At 69.5% G+C, this 16407-nt stretch carries 14 protein-coding genes; 6 read left to right on the top strand and 8 right to left on the bottom strand.

All coding sequences use genetic code 11. The features are described from left to right. Positions 1–44 precede the first annotated feature (44 nt). Positions 45–560: a hypothetical protein gene (locus SK854_RS18320; protein ID WP_319976316.1), complete on the bottom strand. Its 516-nt coding sequence runs from the start codon at positions 558–560 to the stop codon at positions 45–47. 58 nt (positions 561–618) lie between these two features. On the opposite strand from SK854_RS18320, the gene SK854_RS18315 reads away from it, so the two are divergent. Then, a complete protein-coding gene (locus tag SK854_RS18315) occupies positions 619–2268 on the top strand; it encodes a BCCT family transporter (RefSeq protein ID WP_319976314.1) in 1650 nt (549 codons plus the stop codon). Here SK854_RS18315 and SK854_RS18310 read toward each other — a convergent pair. Next, positions 2246–2680: a DUF6474 family protein gene (locus SK854_RS18310; protein WP_319976313.1), complete on the bottom strand. Its 435-nt coding sequence runs from the start codon at positions 2678–2680 to the stop codon at positions 2246–2248. The two genes, SK854_RS18315 and SK854_RS18310, sit on opposite strands and share 23 nt — an antisense overlap. An 82-nt stretch (positions 2681–2762) precedes the next feature. Here SK854_RS18310 and SK854_RS18305 point away from each other — a divergent pair, with 82 nt between their 5' ends. Then, positions 2763–4406 carry a TM0106 family RecB-like putative nuclease gene (locus tag SK854_RS18305; protein ID WP_319976312.1) on the top strand — a complete coding sequence of 548 codons (1644 nt, stop codon included), beginning with the start codon at positions 2763–2765 and terminating at the stop codon, positions 4404–4406. On the opposite strand, the gene SK854_RS18300 is transcribed toward SK854_RS18305, so the two are convergent. After that, on the bottom strand, positions 4403–5161 hold the full coding sequence (locus SK854_RS18300) for an SDR family NAD(P)-dependent oxidoreductase (protein WP_319976311.1): 759 nt from the start codon (positions 5159–5161) through the stop codon (positions 4403–4405). The two genes, SK854_RS18305 and SK854_RS18300, sit on opposite strands and share 4 nt — an antisense overlap. 336 nt (positions 5162–5497) lie before the next feature. Between SK854_RS18300 and SK854_RS18295 the strand changes: the two genes are divergently transcribed. Then, positions 5498–7279 carry a gamma-glutamyltransferase family protein gene (locus SK854_RS18295; protein ID WP_319976310.1) on the top strand — a complete coding sequence of 594 codons (1782 nt, stop codon included), beginning with the start codon at positions 5498–5500 and terminating at the stop codon, positions 7277–7279. A gap of 2 nt (positions 7280–7281) precedes the next feature. On the opposite strand, the gene SK854_RS18290 is transcribed toward SK854_RS18295, so the two are convergent. Both SK854_RS18290 and SK854_RS18285 read right to left on the bottom strand, forming a co-directional pair. Next, positions 7282–7494 carry a hypothetical protein gene (locus SK854_RS18290; protein WP_319976309.1) on the bottom strand — a complete coding sequence of 71 codons (213 nt, stop codon included), beginning with the start codon at positions 7492–7494 and terminating at the stop codon, positions 7282–7284. Positions 7495–7584: 90 nt separating this feature from the next. After that, positions 7585–7929, bottom strand: a complete 345-nt coding sequence (locus SK854_RS18285; protein WP_319976308.1) for a hypothetical protein — start codon at positions 7927–7929, stop codon at positions 7585–7587. A 192-nt stretch (positions 7930–8121) separates the two neighbouring features. On the opposite strand from SK854_RS18285, the gene SK854_RS18280 reads away from it, so the two are divergent. Beyond that, positions 8122–8529: a hypothetical protein gene (locus tag SK854_RS18280; protein ID WP_319976307.1), complete on the top strand. Its 408-nt coding sequence runs from the start codon at positions 8122–8124 to the stop codon at positions 8527–8529. Positions 8530–8537: 8 nt separating this feature from the next. Here SK854_RS18280 and SK854_RS18275 read toward each other — a convergent pair whose 3' ends face one another. Further along, on the bottom strand, positions 8538–8912 hold the full coding sequence (locus SK854_RS18275; RefSeq protein WP_093594958.1) for a hypothetical protein: 375 nt from the start codon (positions 8910–8912) through the stop codon (positions 8538–8540). 354 nt (positions 8913–9266) lie between these two features. On the opposite strand from SK854_RS18275, the gene SK854_RS18270 reads away from it, so the two are divergent. After that, positions 9267–10496, top strand: a complete 1230-nt coding sequence (locus SK854_RS18270) for a hypothetical protein (protein ID WP_319976306.1) — start codon at positions 9267–9269, stop codon at positions 10494–10496. Continuing rightward, positions 10493–11764 carry a glycosyltransferase family 2 protein gene (locus SK854_RS18265; RefSeq protein WP_319976305.1) on the top strand — a complete coding sequence of 424 codons (1272 nt, stop codon included), beginning with the start codon at positions 10493–10495 and terminating at the stop codon, positions 11762–11764. The genes SK854_RS18270 and SK854_RS18265 overlap by 4 nt, the downstream gene beginning before the upstream one ends. Here the strand turns inward: SK854_RS18265 and SK854_RS18260 are convergent. Together SK854_RS18260 and SK854_RS18255 are read right to left on the bottom strand one after the other, a co-directional pair. Continuing rightward, positions 11761–15204 (bottom strand): glycosyltransferase, encoded by a 3444-nt coding sequence (locus SK854_RS18260; RefSeq protein ID WP_319976304.1) that lies wholly within the window; start codon positions 15202–15204, stop codon positions 11761–11763. The two genes, SK854_RS18265 and SK854_RS18260, sit on opposite strands and share 4 nt — an antisense overlap. 1 nt (position 15205) lies before the next feature. After that, positions 15206–16321 (bottom strand): hypothetical protein, encoded by a 1116-nt coding sequence (locus SK854_RS18255; RefSeq protein ID WP_319976303.1) that lies wholly within the window; start codon positions 16319–16321, stop codon positions 15206–15208. Positions 16322–16407 lie beyond the last annotated feature (86 nt).

The following is a 16407-nucleotide window of genomic DNA, read 5'->3' as shown; positions in this document are numbered from 1 at the left end:
TGTGGCTCCTGATGCCAAAGGGGTCTGCAGAGGGATACGGATGATCAGGAGTCACAGGGCGGGCCGCGCCGCCCATTCGCCCGCGACAACTCCAGGTGGTGCGCGTTCTGGAGGTACGGCGTGCGGGGGAACGTCCGCATCGGCGTGGAGACCGGCAGCGGCGTGAGCCTGCGGGGGATCAGGCGGGTGACGGCGGCGAACAGCCTGAACAGGGCGTTCTCGGCGTGGAACAGCAACAGACCGGTCAGCGTCGCGGCCACGAGGTGCGCCACGAACATCTGCCCGGTCAGCGTGGTGGTGTGCTCGTGGTTGACCCAGGTCAGCAGCAGGTGCTGAGCGAGCTGGGCCGTGCCGAGCCCGGCGATGACCGAGATTCGTCCGGTGCGCTTGTCGGCCAGTGACGCCGCCGCGAACGCGATCAGCACCACCAGCGGCAGTGCGTGGATGAACTCGGAGATCTCGCCGCCGCCCAGCCCGTGGGCGGTGATCGTGAGCGCGGCAGACGTCAGCGCGAGTGCGGCACCACGAAGGGTGCGCAACTCACTCGTCCGTGTGCTCACGAGGTTGAGGGTAATCGGAGGAGTTTGGCCCGGTCTATGAGTGGGTATCTAGGGCCGCATGACCGTTCAATGCGACAAGCCGGGCCGTACCGACCGGGTTGTGTTCGGCGTTGCCGCAGGTCTCACGCTTGCGTTCGTGACCTGGGGAATCGTCGGTACCGAGAGTCTGGCAGCCGCCTCGAAGGCTGCGCTGGGATGGATCATCCAGCATCTGGGATGGGCCTTCGTGCTCTCCGCCACCGGCTTCGTGGTCTTCGCGTTGTGGCTCGCGTTCAGCCGCTACGGCAAGATCCCGCTCGGCCAGGACGACGAGAAACCCGAGTTCAAGACCGTGTCCTGGGTCGCGATGATGTTCAGCGCGGGTATGGGCATCGGGCTCATGTTCTACGGCGTCAACGAGCCGCTGACGCACTTCGTGAAGCCGCCGCCCGGTTCCGACGGAGATCCGTTGGAGACCGCGATGGCGACCACGTTGTTCCACTGGACGCTGCACCCGTGGGCGATCTACGCCATCGTCGGCATCGCCATCGCCTACAGCAGCTTCCGCCGGGGCAGGAACTCGCTGATCAGCTCGGCCTTCGCGCCGCTGCTGGGCAAGCGCGCCGCCTCCGGCTGGGGCCGTGCGATCGACGTCATGGCGATCTTCGCGACCCTGTTCGGCTCGGCCGCCTCCCTCGGTCTCGGTGCCCTGCAGATCGGGAGCGGGCTGGAGGCGGCGGGCTGGGCCGGTGACGTGGGCAAGGGCGTCCTGGTCGCGATCATCGCGATCCTGACCGTGGCGTTCGTCGCGTCCGCCGTCTCGGGTGTCGCCAAGGGCATCCAGTGGCTGTCGAACATCAACATGGTGCTGGCCGTGGTGCTGGCGCTGTTCCTGTTCGTCGTGGGCCCGACCGTGTTCATCCTGAACCTGCTGCCCACCGCACTCGGTGACTACTTCCGCGAGCTCGCGACGATGGCCGGCCGCACCGCCGCCTCCGGTGGCGACGCGACCGAGACCTGGCTGTCCGGCTGGACGATCTTCTACTGGGCGTGGTGGATCTCGTGGACGCCGTTCGTCGGCATGTTCATCGCGCGCATCTCGCGTGGCCGCACGATCAAGCAGTTCGTCGCCGGCGTGATCCTGGTGCCGTCCGCGGTGTCGCTGGTGTGGTTCGCGATCCTGGGCGGCACGGCCATCTTCGAACAGCGCAACGGCATCGACCTCGCCGGTCAGTCCACTTCGGAATCGCAGTTGTTCTCGCTGCTGGACCAGTTCCCGCTGGCCGCCGTCGCCGGGGTCGTCGTGATGCTCCTGGTGGCGATCTTCTTCGTGTCCGGGGCCGACGCCGCGTCGATCGTGATGGGAACGCTCTCGCAGGAGGGCACCATCCGGCCGACGAAGCCCGTGGTGATCTTCTGGGGCGTGGTGACCGGTGCCGTCGCGGCGGTGATGCTGCTGGTCGGCGGGTCCGATGCGCTGACAGGGCTGCAGAACCTGACGATCATCGCGGCGCTGCCGTTCATGGTCGTGATGATCGGGCTCTGCGTGTCACTGGCCAAGGACCTGCGCTCCGACCCGATGATCAGGCGCGAGGAACGGGTCGCCGAGGTGATGGAGGAGGTCACCGCGCATCTCGACCCCGGTCAGGTGGTCGAGGAGGCGGCGGTCAAGGCCGTGGCCGAGGTGACCGGAAGGAAACCGGACGTCAGCGCACGTTCAGACGCCTGAGCAACTCCTGCTCCAGCATCTCCAGATCAGTTCCGACGGCCCGGTGCGCTGCTTTGCGCCGGGCCGTCGGCATGCGCTCGGACGCGCGCACCGCGGCGAGGAGCTGAGCGAGTCGCGCCTCGGTCTTCGAAACCCAATCGGAATCAGTTGCCCGCAATGTCTCCATCGACTCGGAGAAGCCGACAATTCGCGCGTGCAGCCGTGCGCCGTATCCGGAGTACTTACCGATGTCGGCGACGTCGATACCGAGCCGACGGGCCCGATAGCGGTCGTACTGCTCGCTCAAAACCCCAGCTCCGCGGGCGATCACGGGGGCCAGCACCGGAATGAGCGCGGGGGCCACCACCTTCGCGACACCGACCAGGCTCTTGGCCCTGCTGGGCGTGAAGCCGGCCTTCGCTTTGCGCGCCATTCGGGTACACCTCCTCCGTCACGTGAAACTTACTGCCCAGGTTGCCGACACATCTCCTCGACGCGCGACATACCCTCATCCTGTGACTTCCCAGGTGCAGCTAGACGCCGGCGTGGTCACTCGTTGTCGGCGGCGGGTGCACCTCGAAAACGATCCGGACATGCGCGACGTTCCCAAGGCGGCGCCAGATCCGGCTTCGGAACAACGGAAAGCGGACGCGACCAACCATCGGCGTGCGGTGGCGGACGCGCTCGGCAGGATCGTCGGCTCGAACCTCTTCGAGGTGCCGAGCGGACCCGATGTGCGCAGCGCGGACCGGGAACGGGTGACGCTCGCGGCGATGGAGATGGGCGCCCAGTACATCTGGGGCGCCGCCCTGCCCCGTGATCCACGCGGTGGCCGTCGTGGCGGAATCGACCTGCTGGTCAGGGATTCCTCCGGCTACGTGCCGGTGCTCGTGGTCCGGCACAAGATCACCGATCCCGGCCAGGGCGCTCGCACGAGCCCGTTGACGATGCCGTTGCCCGACGGCAGCCGCACGGACCCGCACCGCAAGGTCCGTCCCCAGCCTCGTGATCAGCTGCGGCTGGCCCACGCGCAACGGCAGCTGCAGGCCGCCGGCTACGCGCGCAACGGCCGCGCCACGGGCGGCGTGATCGGCATGGACGCCGACGTGGTGCTGTGGCACGACCTGGAGGCGCCGACGTGGCCGGGCGGCCGCAACGCGCTGGCCGAGTACGACGCCCGGTTCAGCGACCGGCTGGCCGTGGCGCTGGCGGCGGCGAACGAGCGGGAACCACTCGCCCGGCCGTCGCGGATCGTCGACTGCAAGACGTGCCCGTGGTGGCCCACCTGCGACAACGATCTCAAGCAGGGCCGGGACGTCAGCCTCGTCGTGCGCGGCGAGGACGCGGTGGCGTTGCGGAAGATCGGCCTGTCCACTGTGGACGACCTGGCCGAGCTCGATCCCGCGGCCGTGGGCCCGATCCAGCTCGTCGGCATGCCGTTCGGCGACGCCGTGGTGCTGGCGCGGGCGTGGCTGCGCGACCTGACTCTGGTGCGCAGGGTGCCCGAGATGAACGTGCCGCGCGCGGACGTCGAGGTCGACGTCGACATGGAGAGCTTCGGCGATCTCGGCGCGTACATGTGGGGCTGTCTGCTGTCCGGAAAGGACATCGACGAGGAGCACGGCTACCGCGCCTTCGTCACGTGGGACCCGCTGCCGTGCGACGACGAGGCGCGGTCGTTCGCCGAGTTCTGGACCTGGCTGACCGGCATCCGGTTGCGGGCCAAGGCGCGCGGGCTGTCGTTCCGCGCCTACTGCTACAACGAGCTGGCGGAGAACCGCTGGCTGCTGGCGTCGGCGGAACGGTTCGCCGGCAAGCCCGGCATTCCGACCGTGGCGCAGATCAAGGAGTTCATCAACTCGGACTCGTGGGTCGACCTGTTCGGCATCGTCCGCGAGCAGTTCCTGTGCGCGCACGGCAAGGGCCTGAAGGTCATCGCGCCGGTGGCCGGGTTCTCGTGGCGCGATCCCGAGGCCGGCGGCGAGAACTCCATGCGCTGGTACCGGTCCGCGGTCGGGATGAACGGCGACGCGCTCGACACCGATCAGCGGCGGCGGTTGCTGGAGTACAACGAGGACGACGTCCAGGCCACCCATCGCCTGCGCGAGTGGATGACCTCGGACGCCATGTCCCGTCTGCCCTTCGCGGGCGAGCTCTAGCGGGGTGCCATGCGGAGAGCGCCGTCCATGCGGATGACCTCTCCGTTCAGGTAGTCGTGCTCGATGATCGAGAGCGCGAGCTGCGCGTACTCGGACGGCTGGGCCAGGCGCTTCGGGAACGGCACGCCGGCGGCGAGGCCCGCGCGGAACTCGTCGGAGACCGTGGCGAGCATCGGGGTGTCGACGATGCCGGGCGCGATGGTGAGCACGCGGATGCCGACGTTGCTCAGGTCGCGGGCGGCCGGGAGGGTCATGCCGACGACGCCGCCCTTGGACGAGGCGTAGGCGACCTGGCCGATCTGGCCGTCGAACGCGGCGATCGACGCGGTGTTGATGATGACGCCGCGGGCGCCGTGCTCCAGCTCCTCGGTCTTGCCCATGGCCGCGGCGGCCAGGCGCAGGACGTTGAACGAGCCGATCAGGTTGACCTCGATGACCTTGCGGTAGAGGTCGAGGTCATGCGGGCCGGTCTTGCCGACGGTGCGGGACGACGGGCCGATGCCCGCGCAGTTCACCGTGATGCGCAACGGGGCGCCGGAACCGGCCGCGGTGTCGACGGCGGCCTGGACCTCTTCGCCCGACGTCACGTCGGCGGCCAGGTAGGTGACGTTCTCGATCGCGTCGGCGTTCGCGATGGCGCTCGGCAGGTCGAGAGCGAAAACCTGCGCTCCACGCGCCGCCAGCGCACGTGCGGTCGCGCCGCCGAGACCGGACGCGCCACCGGTGACGATGGCCGCGGTACCCGAGATCTCCATGCCTTCATCCTCCTCGAAGCGAACTGCTCGCGAGGAGGTTAACGCTCGTTACCTCGAACTCAACGGTCGGTCCAGTGGAGCAGGGCCACCAACGGCACCGCCGCCACGAGCGCGAGGCCGATGAAGATCGTCGCGACACCCAGAATTCCCATGGCTAGAACTGTGCCGTTCGACGGTGTTCGAAACATCGGCCGCGCCGGTAGACCTCTGGTAGGAGATCTGTCACCGTCCGCTACGACCAAAGTCGTACGCCGAGCTGTTGCTGCTCCGTTCGGGCCTAGGGCATACGTCACTTGGAGTCACGCAATATAGTTAGCCTCGCGTACCTTTATGGATGTGTTCACCACGCGCCCCGAACTCGTCGGCACCTTCGGCATGGTCGCTTCGACCCACTGGCTCGCCTCCGCGTCGGCCATGGCGGTGCTGGAGGACGGCGGCAACGCCTTCGACGCCGCCGTGACCGCCGGTTTCGTGTTGCAGGTGGTGGAACCGCACCTCAACGGCCCCGGCGGCGAGGTGCCGATCATCTTCTCGGCCGCAGGAGCGGCCCCGCGCGTGCTCTGCGGGCAGGGCGTGGCGCCCGCCGGAGCGTCGATCGAGCACTACACGGATCTCGGTCTTTCGCTGGTGCCCGGCAGCGGGCTGCTGGCCGCGACGGTGCCCGGCGCGTGGGACGGCTGGCTCACTCTGCTGCGTGACCACGGCACCAAGTCGTTGCGTGACGTGCTCGACCGGGCGATCGGCTACGCCCGCGACGGCTTCCCGCTGGTCGAACGCGCCGCGCACACCATCGGCCTCGTCTCGGAACTCTTCCGCGACCACTGGCCGACGTCCGCCGCGCAGTGGATGCCCGACGGCGTCCTGCCGGCGCCCGGCGGCCGGTTCCGCAATCCGAAGCTCGCCGACACCTGGGAGTGGCTGCTCGCCGCCGCCGAGGCCGCCGGCTCCGACCGCGAGGCGCAGATCGAGGCCGCGCGCCGGGCCTGGTCGCAGGGGTTCGTCGCGGCGCAGATCGACGAGTTCTGCCGTTCGGAGTTCCGCGACGACTCCGGTCGTGATCACGCGGGTGTGCTGACCGGTGCCGACATGGCGTCGTGGGAGGCGTCGTACGAGGACGCGGTCGTCGCCGACTTCGGTGAGTGGTCGCTCGTCAAGGCAGGCGCGTGGACGCAGGGACCCGTTCTGGCGCAGCAGCTGCGGTTGCTGGAGGGGTACGACCTGTCCTATGTGGACGGCAAGCCCACCGCGGAGACCGTGCACCTCGCCGTCGAGGCCGCGAAACTGGCGTTCGCCGACCGCGAGGCCTGGTACGGCGACGTTCCGGACGTGCCGCTGGAGACCCTGCTGTCGCGCGCCTACGCCTCCGAGCGCCGTGCGCTGATCTCCGACTCGGCGTCCTTCGAGCTTCGGCCGGGCTCGCCCGACGGCCGGGAACCGTTGCTGCCCAACCACATCATCAGCGGCCCTACGGTCGCGATCTCCGACCCGACCGGTGCGATCGGCGAACCGACCGTGGAACGCTCCGGCGTGACGCGCGGTGACACCGTGCACGTGGACGTCGTGGACCGTTGGGGCAACATGGTCTCCGCGACCCCGTCCGGCGGTTGGTTGCAGTCCTCGCCGACGATCCCGTCGCTCGGCTTCTGCCTGGGCAGCCGCGCCCAGATGTTCTGGCTGGACAAGGACCTGCCGAACTCACTGGCCCCCGGCAAGCGTCCGAGGATCACGCTGTCGCCGTCGATGGCGTTGCGCGACGGCCGTCCCGCGCTGGCGTTCGGCACCCCCGGCGGCGACCAGCAGGACCAGTGGCAGCTCGGCTTCTGGCTGGCGCACCGCGCGGGCCTGAATCTGCAGGAGGCGATCGACTCGCCGATGTGGCACTCGAACGCGTTCCCGAGCTCGTTCTACCCGAGGGCCTGGACGCCGGGCGAACTCGTCATCGAGTCCCGCGCCGGCGCGGACGTCCTGGATGCGTTGCGATCGCGTGGCCACCAGGTCGTGGACGCCGGCGAGTGGACTCTCGGCCGGATGTCCGCCGTGGCAAGGGATACCTTCGACGGACTGCTGCGCGCAGGCGCGAACGCACGCGGCGCGCAGGGCTACGCCGCAGGCCGGTAGCTCTAGCCGCCGATGACCCTGGTGCCGTCGTGGATCATCTCCACGTTGCCACCGAAGTTGTGCAGCGTGCTGACCCCGGCGCTGTCGCCGAGCTCGCTGACCTTGCCGATCGGGTCGACGTCGGGAAGCTGCGGCGCGGCACTCGCGGTGCCCGTCATCGCAGCGATCGCACCCGCGGCGATACCGGCGGAAGCGACGATCTTCTTGATGCTCAAGACGTTCCGCTCCTAAAAAGTGGAACGGCGCCCGATTCGAGGGGGAGGGAATCGGGCGCCGCCCCGGCCAGGAAGTGCTGGTCGGTCAGATCAGATGTCGACGGACGCGGCACCGGTCGGCACGCCGGTCGGCTCGTTCAGGCCGAGCAGCGTGGAGGCCGGCAGGCCCGTCGCGCCGGCGTCGACGTTCTCGACGAGCGCGTTGACGTCCACGTCCTGCGCGTTGATCGCCTGGATCTTGCCCGCGGCGTCGGCGGTGTTGACGTGCGCGAGGTCGCCTGCCTGCGCGATGTCGCCCAGCTGGCCACCCAGGTCGGGCGCGGTGTGAGCGGCGGCGGACCCGGTGTCCGCGTGTGCGATACCACCCAGGCCGAGCATGACGGTAGCGCTGCCGAGGGCAACAGCGGCCCCCGCGACGGTCTTCCTGAGGTTCATGGGCGCGAACGTTTCTGGGTCCGGGCCCTCTACATCAAGCTGCGTAACTCAGGCGAGGGAAGTTCTTCATCCTTTAGGGGGCGCCAACGCAATGTGGTGGTGCAAACCCGATCCTCGCCCCGCCACACGGATATCGCGTACAGCCCCGGTTTCGTTCCGGCCTGGGACATGAAGTCGTGCGCGCACGCCAGCGTGTACAACGTTCAGAAGCTCAGTCGCATCGAGAACGGCCAGCTACCGGACATCCACGCGTTGCGAGCGATGCTCGACATGTACGGCGCCAAGGGGTGGAACTACCAGGCCAAGCTCATCCCAGGCCTGTTTCAGTCGGAGGACACGCCGGTTCCTCGTGACGGCGACAGATTCTGTACGTCGAGCACGTCGCTGGGACCGTCGTTGCGCTCAGCCCAGCCGAATCCGCGAAGTGGATCCGAAGGCTCGCAGCAGAAAGGTAGGCCACGAGTGCTACCGAACGTCATGATTCTGGTCGTATTGGACACGCCAGGGCCGCTCACGAACAAGACAAGCCTTGTCATCGGGTGCCTGATCCGGGCATGGTTCAAAGTCGCCGCAATCTGCGGCGACTTCGAAAACAACTAACAGCCCGCCTAGGCGATGGCCCCCGGCGGCAGCTTGAGCTTGAACGGCAGCGTCGTCACGACAGCCAGATCGGACGCGGTCGCCTTCATCAACGACGGTGCGTTGCGAGCGCCGGGCTCAGGCAGGTCCAGCAGCCTGTCCACGGCCTCGACCAACGGGCCCTCGTAGATCCACACGGCCTGAGCCGGCCTGGCCGAGTCGCGGACCGCCGGCAGGCGTCCTGCGCGCGCTTCCGTCTCCGACCAGAACAGGATCGAGTCGATGAAGCCTCTGCGCTGCTTGAACGCCATGATGCGGTCGAGCTGCCCGGCGTCGTCCCTCAGGTGGAGGAACTGAAAGCCACTCTCGCGCAGCTCGATGACCTTGTTCAGTGCGTGGTCCATGGCGCACCTACCCCTGTGAGGTCCCCTTCGGGTGACTGATCAGTCATACGACCCGAAAGGATCGTACGGTAAGTCAACGTTCCGCCGTAAGACGTACTCCGAACGAGTATCTCAATTGGCGGACGTTTGTGGCGCAGGGTAATCGTTGGCCTTCTTGGTTGAGGAAACGGCCAGGAGGACCGCTACGGTTCGCACCAAGAACGCCAAACCGCCCAATGTGACTAACGTCACGGTGATCAACATGTGTCGCCTCCGAGTGGCTCCTACACCCGTACTAGACGTGTAGCACTCGTCGTGGGTTGCACCTTGGCGACTCGCCGGTCTTGGCGGGGTCTGACCAGTAGAGTCCGACCGGTGCGTGAAGAAACCGCCATTGGGGGAGCACTCGGCTTGCTGTGCAGCACCGAGCTGGACGGGCTTGGCGACCAGTTGCCTGTGCGCGTCCTCGGACGGGAGCTGCGCGAACGCCTCGGTGATTGGCGGATCAGTCCGCTCGCCCGGCGGGAGCACTCGCACCGGGCCGACGGCGGGCTGGGCGCCTTGCCGATCAGTTCGGTGGGGCCCGACGACTTCCACCTGATCGTCGTGTCGCCGTCCGAGCCGGTCGAGATCGCCGAACTGCCCGGCAACGCCGTCGCGGTCGCGGTCAGGAGCGGCGGGCAGACCGGCATCAAGGTGCTGTCGACGAGGGACGGCGGGCCGAACGCGGAGGCCGTGCCGAACCTCGGCGTGCTCGCCAACCGGCTCGTGGAGCCGGAGGTCCTCACCGCTCGCGTGCAGCACCTCCAGCAGCTCGGCAGGCTGCCCGAACACCGGTACCTGCTCTGGCACGTCACCGCGGGCACGCCGCTGGTCCGATTGCGGCCCGCGGTCGCCAAGGCCGCAGAACTGCTGGCCATCGACCACGTCGTGGTCATGCCCACCGGCACGAAACCCGAGGACACCGGCTGGCCGGAGCTGCCGCACGACGCGGTGGTCGAGGACCGGCTGGCCCTGATCGCGAACGCGGCCGCGGTGGTGGCCGGCGACGAACACGTGGCGGCGGCCGCGCAGTCGTTCGAACGGACCTGGGTGCTGTTCGACCCGAAGGGCGTCGACCGGCCCGCCGTCGAGCAGTTCGGCAGCGCGGAGCAGATCGCCACGGCCCCCAGCAGGCTCGTGACGGCCATGCGGCGCGCGCTCAAGGTGGAGAGGTCCGCCAAGGCCGTCCGGGTGCTGGACGAGCACCTCAACGCCGTCGCGCGGCTGGCTGAGGACGCGTTCGCGCGCACCGGCGCCGTCGAGCCGCGCATCGCGATGCTCGCCGCGGAGAACCGTGCGCTGCGCAAGGCGCACCAGCAGCTGCACGCGCGGTTGATCGCCGAACGCGAGGCGGTCATAGAGCACATGCTCAGCCGCAGCGGCGACGTCGGACCGGACCTCGCCACCGAACGACGGCTGCACACCGAGCTGGCGGAGCGCCATCGCGACGTGCTCGCCGCGCTGGCCGCGGAACGGGCCGAACTGGCGGCGATGCGCGGCACCAAGCTCTACCGGTGGTCGCGGCTGCCCCGCGTCGTCTACGGAAAGCTGCGCGGACGGTGAGCCCCCGCGTTACGTTCGTGCTGGTCACCTACGGCGGCGGTCCGATGGCCGCACGCTGCCTGGAGGTCCTCGCCGAGCACACCGACCAGCCGTACGAGGTCGTGGTGGTCGACAGCGCGTCGCCCGACGGCACCGGGCAGTGGCTGGAGGACAACCTGACCGGGGCGACGGTGGTCCGGCTGGAGGAGAACCTCGGGTTCGGCGCGGGGTGCAACGTCGGCGTCGAGCACGCGGGCACCGAGTTCGTCTGCTTCCTCAACGCCGACGTCGAGGTGACGGAGGGCTGGCTGCCTCCGCTGCTCGAGTTCCTGGACGGCAGGCCCGAGGTCGCGGCGGTCGCGCCGTTGATGGTCTTCCCCGACGGACGGGTGCAGGAGGCGGGCAGCCTCCTCGGCGGTGACGCGTACAGCAGGGGCTGGGGCGACGGGCAGTACGACGTCGACTCGTTCTACCCGCGCGTCGTCGACTACGCCTCTGCCGCGTGCCTGGTGTTGCGGCGCAAGGCGTTCTACGAGGTCGGCGGGTTCTCGCCCGAGTACCACATCGCCTACTACGAGGACACCGATCTGCAGTTCATGCTGCGCAGGCACGGCTGGCAGGTGTGGGTCCAGCCCGCGTCACGCGTGCTGCACGTGCGGCACGGCACCAGCTCGACGGCCACGGCCGAACGCCTCTCCGACATCAACCGCGAGGTGTTCCGCAAGCGTCACGCCGAGGATCTGGCGGACCGCCCGCCGTCGCTGGGCATCCACGAGCACACCCACCGGCTGTGGTGGCTGCGCGACCACCCCGCCTCCGCGCGGATCCTGGTGGTTGCCGGCGAAGAGCTCGACGAGGCCCTGCTCACCGAGCTCAGGGAACGGGACCGCGAGGCCGCCGTCACGCTGTTCGTGCCCGAGGAACCCGAGCAGGACTGGCGCTCGGCGGGGATCGAGGTCGTGTCCGACGCCGAACCGGCGACGTGGAGCCGCGAACGCGTCGGCCTCTACGACGTCGTTCTCGCGCTCGGCCCGGCAACGCCCGCGGAGGAGATCACCGAGTGGCAGCCTCAGGCCGTCCGGGTGCTGCGCCTGGACGTGCTGCCACACCTCAAGTGGGAGAAGCGGTACGCGCGCGACCGCAAGCGCGAGGACGCGGTGCGTGCGGGCGTCGAACGCGCGCGGCTCGCGAGCGCGGAGGAGTGGGCGCAGATCGTCATGCGCGCGGGCGACGACGTGCTGGACGACGTGCTCGTCGAATGCGGTCTGGCGCCCGCGAGAACCCGCTAACGCTGGGCGCGCCGCAACAACGCGGCCGCGAGCAGCCTCCGTTCGGCACCCGCCGTGTCCGGGCGGTCGCCTTCGAGCGCGAGCCGGACCAGCGGCCACAGCCTGCGTTCGGCCGTGGTCAGCCGCGAGACGTGCTGGACCGTTTCCGGCGGCATCAGGTCGTGGTTGCGCATCAGCAGCACCGTGGCGAACTGCGCGATCCGGCGCGTCTCGTGCTCGACGATGTGGTCGAGCTCAGGTTGCTTGTGCGCCAACGCGTCCTGGTCCAGGCCGAGCGCGTACCTGGCCAGACCCTTGAGGCCCGGCAGGCCGTCGGCGAGGCGCGGCACCTGCCAGCCGGTGACGTTCGCGCCGTGCTGGCGGTAGGAGTGCAGCGCGCGGTCGACGAACGCGATCCGCCCGATCGACAACGCGCACGCGGCCAGCCACTGGTCGTGATAGGACGCCGGAGTGCTCGGCGGCAACGGCAGCATGCGCTCTGCCAGCACGTCCGCGCGCACCATGCTCGCCGCGCCGGTCACCGTGTTGAGCAGCAACAACTGCTCCAGGTCGGTGATCTGGTCCGGCCTGTCCTGCCACACGCGGTCGGTGATCACCGTGCCGTTGTCGTCGACCAGCCGCATGTTGCAGTACGCCAGCAGCACCGACGGGTCGGCGAACTCCGCCAGCATCGTCTCGATCTTGTCGGCGTCCCACAGGTCGTCCTGGTCGGACAGCGCGACGAACTCCGCGTCCGCGGGCACGAGTTGCAGCGCCCGCTCGAAGTTGCCGTAGAAACCGGCGTTCTGCTCGTGCTCGACCACGATGAAACGGGGGTCGTCGCCGACGACGTCGTGCAGCGTGGCCAGGCCCGCCTCGTCCGAGCTGTCGTCGCTGATCACGCACACCCAGTTCGCGTGGGTCTGCGCGCGGATCGAGTCGAGCTGGGCGGCGAAGTGGTGCCTCGGCGGGTTGTAGGTGGCTAGACAGATCGCGACCTTGGGCCCGGTGGCGGGCCAGGACGCCTCGACGCGCTCGACCGTCGACTGTGGACGGACGCGCAACGGCGGCAGGTCGCAGCGGAAGATCGTGCCGTCCGCCAGCGTCACCAGGAGTTCGAGCGCGACAGAACCCGGTGAGGTGCGTGCGCGCACGGGCACGCGCAGCCGGATTCCGTTGCCGGGGTGACCGATCGTGCCGGGGTAGGTCCGGCCGTCGGCGCGGACGGCGACGGCGTGCACCGGCAGATCGTCGTGCGCGGCCGTGCCTTCGAGCTCGACGACCTGGCCGCGACCGATCGCGATCTCGTCCGCCGGAACCTCGACCTCGTAGTGCATCCGTTCGGCGCGGTTCTGCTTGCTCACCTCGCGGATCCGGCCACCGACCAGCGGTGCGATCGGGCCCAGGCGGCGCAGGACCGCGTCGGTCTCCTCGCCGCCCCTGCCGAGCAGGAGGTCACGCGTGCCGCGCACCGCACGGGCGGCGGGCCAGACGTAGTCACGTCCTATGTGGACGATGGACGACGAGTTCAGCTTGTCCAGGCGGGCCCGCAGTTCCGCGTTCTCCTGGGCGAGCCGTTCGGCACGCGCGGTCTGCTCGACGAGGCGCGCGTCGGTGTCGGCCAGCTCCATCAGCGAGTTGCCGGCCAGGTCGTCCAGCCTGCTGATCTCCTCGCGCAACGTGTCCGCGGCCGCGTTCGACTGCTCGTGCAGCTCGTCCAGTTCGAGGGAGCGCTCGTGCAGCTTTTCCGTCAGCTCGACGGCATGCGCGTTCAGCTCGACCGCTCGTGCGTTCAGGTCGGTGATCTGCGCGGTCAGCTGCGGCACCGAGTTCGCGACGTCCTGCAGTTCGGTGAGCGCGGGCCCTTCCCAGAGCCTCGGCCTGCCGGGCACGTCGAGCTCGCTGAGCAACGCGGCGTGCACCTCGTCCGCCGCCGTGCCGCTGACCAGCTCCTGCAACGTCGCCTCGGCCGGAAGCAGGTCGGCCCACCTCGGCGCCGGCAGTGCGGCGAGCTCGGTCAGCTCCTCGGTGAGCTGCCGGATCGTCCACTGCGCCGGCCACGGATGCGCGGCGCCGCTGCGGTGGACCTCGCGAGCGAACTCGAGCAAAGCCCGCACCAGCGCCAGTTCGGCGTCCACGCCGGACTCGGCCTGCCACTCCAGGTCGATCCGGTGGTACGTCCCGTCGCCGGCGACGATGAAGTTGCCCGGATGCACGTCGAGGCAGTCCGGCGGCAGCACCGCGACACCGTCACGGCCGGGCAGGAACGGGTGCCGCACGTCCGCGTCGGTGGCGGGCCGCGCGTCCGCCGCGCAGTACTCGCGCCACCGCTTCAACCGGTCGCGCAGCGCCGGAAGGTCGTTGTCCGCCAAGGCGTCGAGCAGCAGGCTGTCCAGGGCGACGCCGGGCAACACCGGGTCGCGTTCGACCAGCACCTGGCGCAGCCAGCCCGCCGAGGTCTCGCGGCAGTCGGTCATCACGAGGTCGAGATCGGCGGTCAGGGTCCGCGAGCGTCGCCACTGCGGGAGCCTGCCGTTGTTGACCATCCAGGCGAGGCCCGGCCGCAGGGTCCGTTCGACGGACTTCTGCGTGCGCGCCGCGATGACGAGGAACGAGGGCGACACCGCCGCGCCGAACCCGTCCGCGACGGCGAGCCGGTGCGGCAGCCTCCCGGCGACGGCGCCGGTGGTGCCGCCGAACGCGCCCTGCAACGGATCCCGCACGAGCTTGTCGATCAGTTCGGGTGCGTCGGGACGGTCGTGCAGCGCCGCGTCCACGACGATCCGCGGGATCTTGTAGTCCGGGTACGGCAACAGCCAGCGCTGGGCGGTGAAGCCGGCGTCCGCGAGCAGTTCGCCGAGCCGCTGCCTGTTCCACGTCCGCGCACCGGAGCCCGGATAGCCGGCGGGGCCGACCCACGACTTGCCGCGGTGGTCCTCCGCCCTGCCGAGCAGGTACCCGAGTCCCATCTGGTTCTCGATCGCCAGCACCAGCGCGCCGTCGTCGTCCAGCGCGTCCGCGACGTCGCCCAGCAGCTGCTCGGGATCGCAGTACTCCAGCACCCCGCAGACCATCGCGAGGTCGAACGTGCCGTGCCTGCTCAGTTCGACGGCGGGACTGTCGACGATCCGCACACCCGGCAGGTCGCGGCAGCGTTCCCGCGCCGCGGCCGCGCGCAACGGCACGCCCTCGACGCCGACTACGTCCGCCCCGGCCTCGCCCATGGCCCGGCTCAGGACGCCGCTGCCGCAGCCGACGTCCAGAACCCGTTGCCCCGGCTGGATGTTCAGCGGAGCGAGCAGCCCGAGCCGCTGGGGTGAGAAGTGGTAGCTGAGCTCCCACGAACCACCCAGGTTCGTGGCGAGCTCCGCTGAACCACCGCTGACGTCCGCCGCCGCGCGGAGCCGTTCGAGAACGGAATCCTCGGCGCCGTCCGCGTAGTCGACGACGTCGTTGCTCATGTCAGGCGATCGGGAACTTCTTCGACACCGCGAAGCCGTACTCCTGGAACTTCTTGATCAGGTCGGCGTCGCTGTCACCGATGGGCTCCTGGACGGTCGTGGCGCGCACGACCTGCTTCCCGGCCGCGTACACCATCTGGTACGTGCCGTTCTGCTTCTGCTTGATCAGCTGGAGCACCTTGGACTTCGCGGGCAACAGGCCACGCGCGCCCTCGACCATGCCGGTCTTGCCCGCCGCGTCGGCGAGATCGGCGGCGAGCTTCGTCGCCTTCTCCGCGGAGTCGGCCTCGAACACCTCGGCGTGGTAGACGAACGCCTCTTCCTTGCCGCCCTTGAACGCGATCTTCTGCACGCCCGCCGCGGTCAGCGCCTCGGCGTCCTCCGCGGTCAGGAAACCGGCCGTGACGAGCTTTTCGGCCGTCGCGTCACCGTTGTTCGGGTCCGCCGTGCCGGGTGCCGCCGGCAGCAGTTCGAGCGCGGTCTTCGGCTTGGCGCTGGACGAGGTCGTCGACGTTCCGCCGGCCGTCGTGTTCTCGCCGCCGCCGGAGCCGCCGCGCAGGCCGAACCACCAGATCGAACCGCCGATCAGCGCGACCACCAGGATCGCGCCGATGATCGCGAACACCTTCTTGCCCTTGCCCGACGAGCTCTCGTCGAACACCTCGGGACCGGAGCGCATCCAGTTGTCGTTCGACGGCGTCACCCACGGCGGCGTCTGGTCGCTGGCCTGCCACGGAGGCGGGGGAGGGCCAGGCTGCTGGAAGCCGTGAGCCGGTGAGGGCGGGCCGTAGTTCGGCGTGGGCATGCCACCGCCGGGCACGACCTGGGTGCGGTCCGCGTCGGCCGGCCGCGGCGTCACGACCTGGGTCGCGTCCGGGTTCGGCTTCGGCGGCTCTCCGCCACCGACCGGGGTGATGTACTGCGTCGCCTGGGAACCGGTCGACGGACCCGCCGACGGCGGCTGGGCCTGCCAGCGCGGCTGCTGCCCGGACGCTTGCTGGCCGCTCGTGTTGCTGGAGGACAGCACCTGGTCGCGGCGAACCCGGTAGTCGTCAGCCGAGATCCGGCCGCTCGCAAGCTCGTCGTCCAGCTTGCGCAGTTCGTCCTGCCAGTTCACGCTGACAGCCCCTTTCTCCAAGTACGAACCCGGCCATTGTGCATGTCGTGCCTGAGAGCTGACCGGCCAACCGCCAAGTCGTGATC

The sequence above is a fragment of the Lentzea sokolovensis genome (genome assembly GCF_033949975.1).
Classification (GTDB): Bacteria; Actinomycetota; Actinomycetes; order Mycobacteriales; family Pseudonocardiaceae; genus Lentzea; species Lentzea sokolovensis.
Note: the sequence above shows the minus strand (reverse complement) of the source record. Positions and strands in the feature narration are given on the sequence as shown.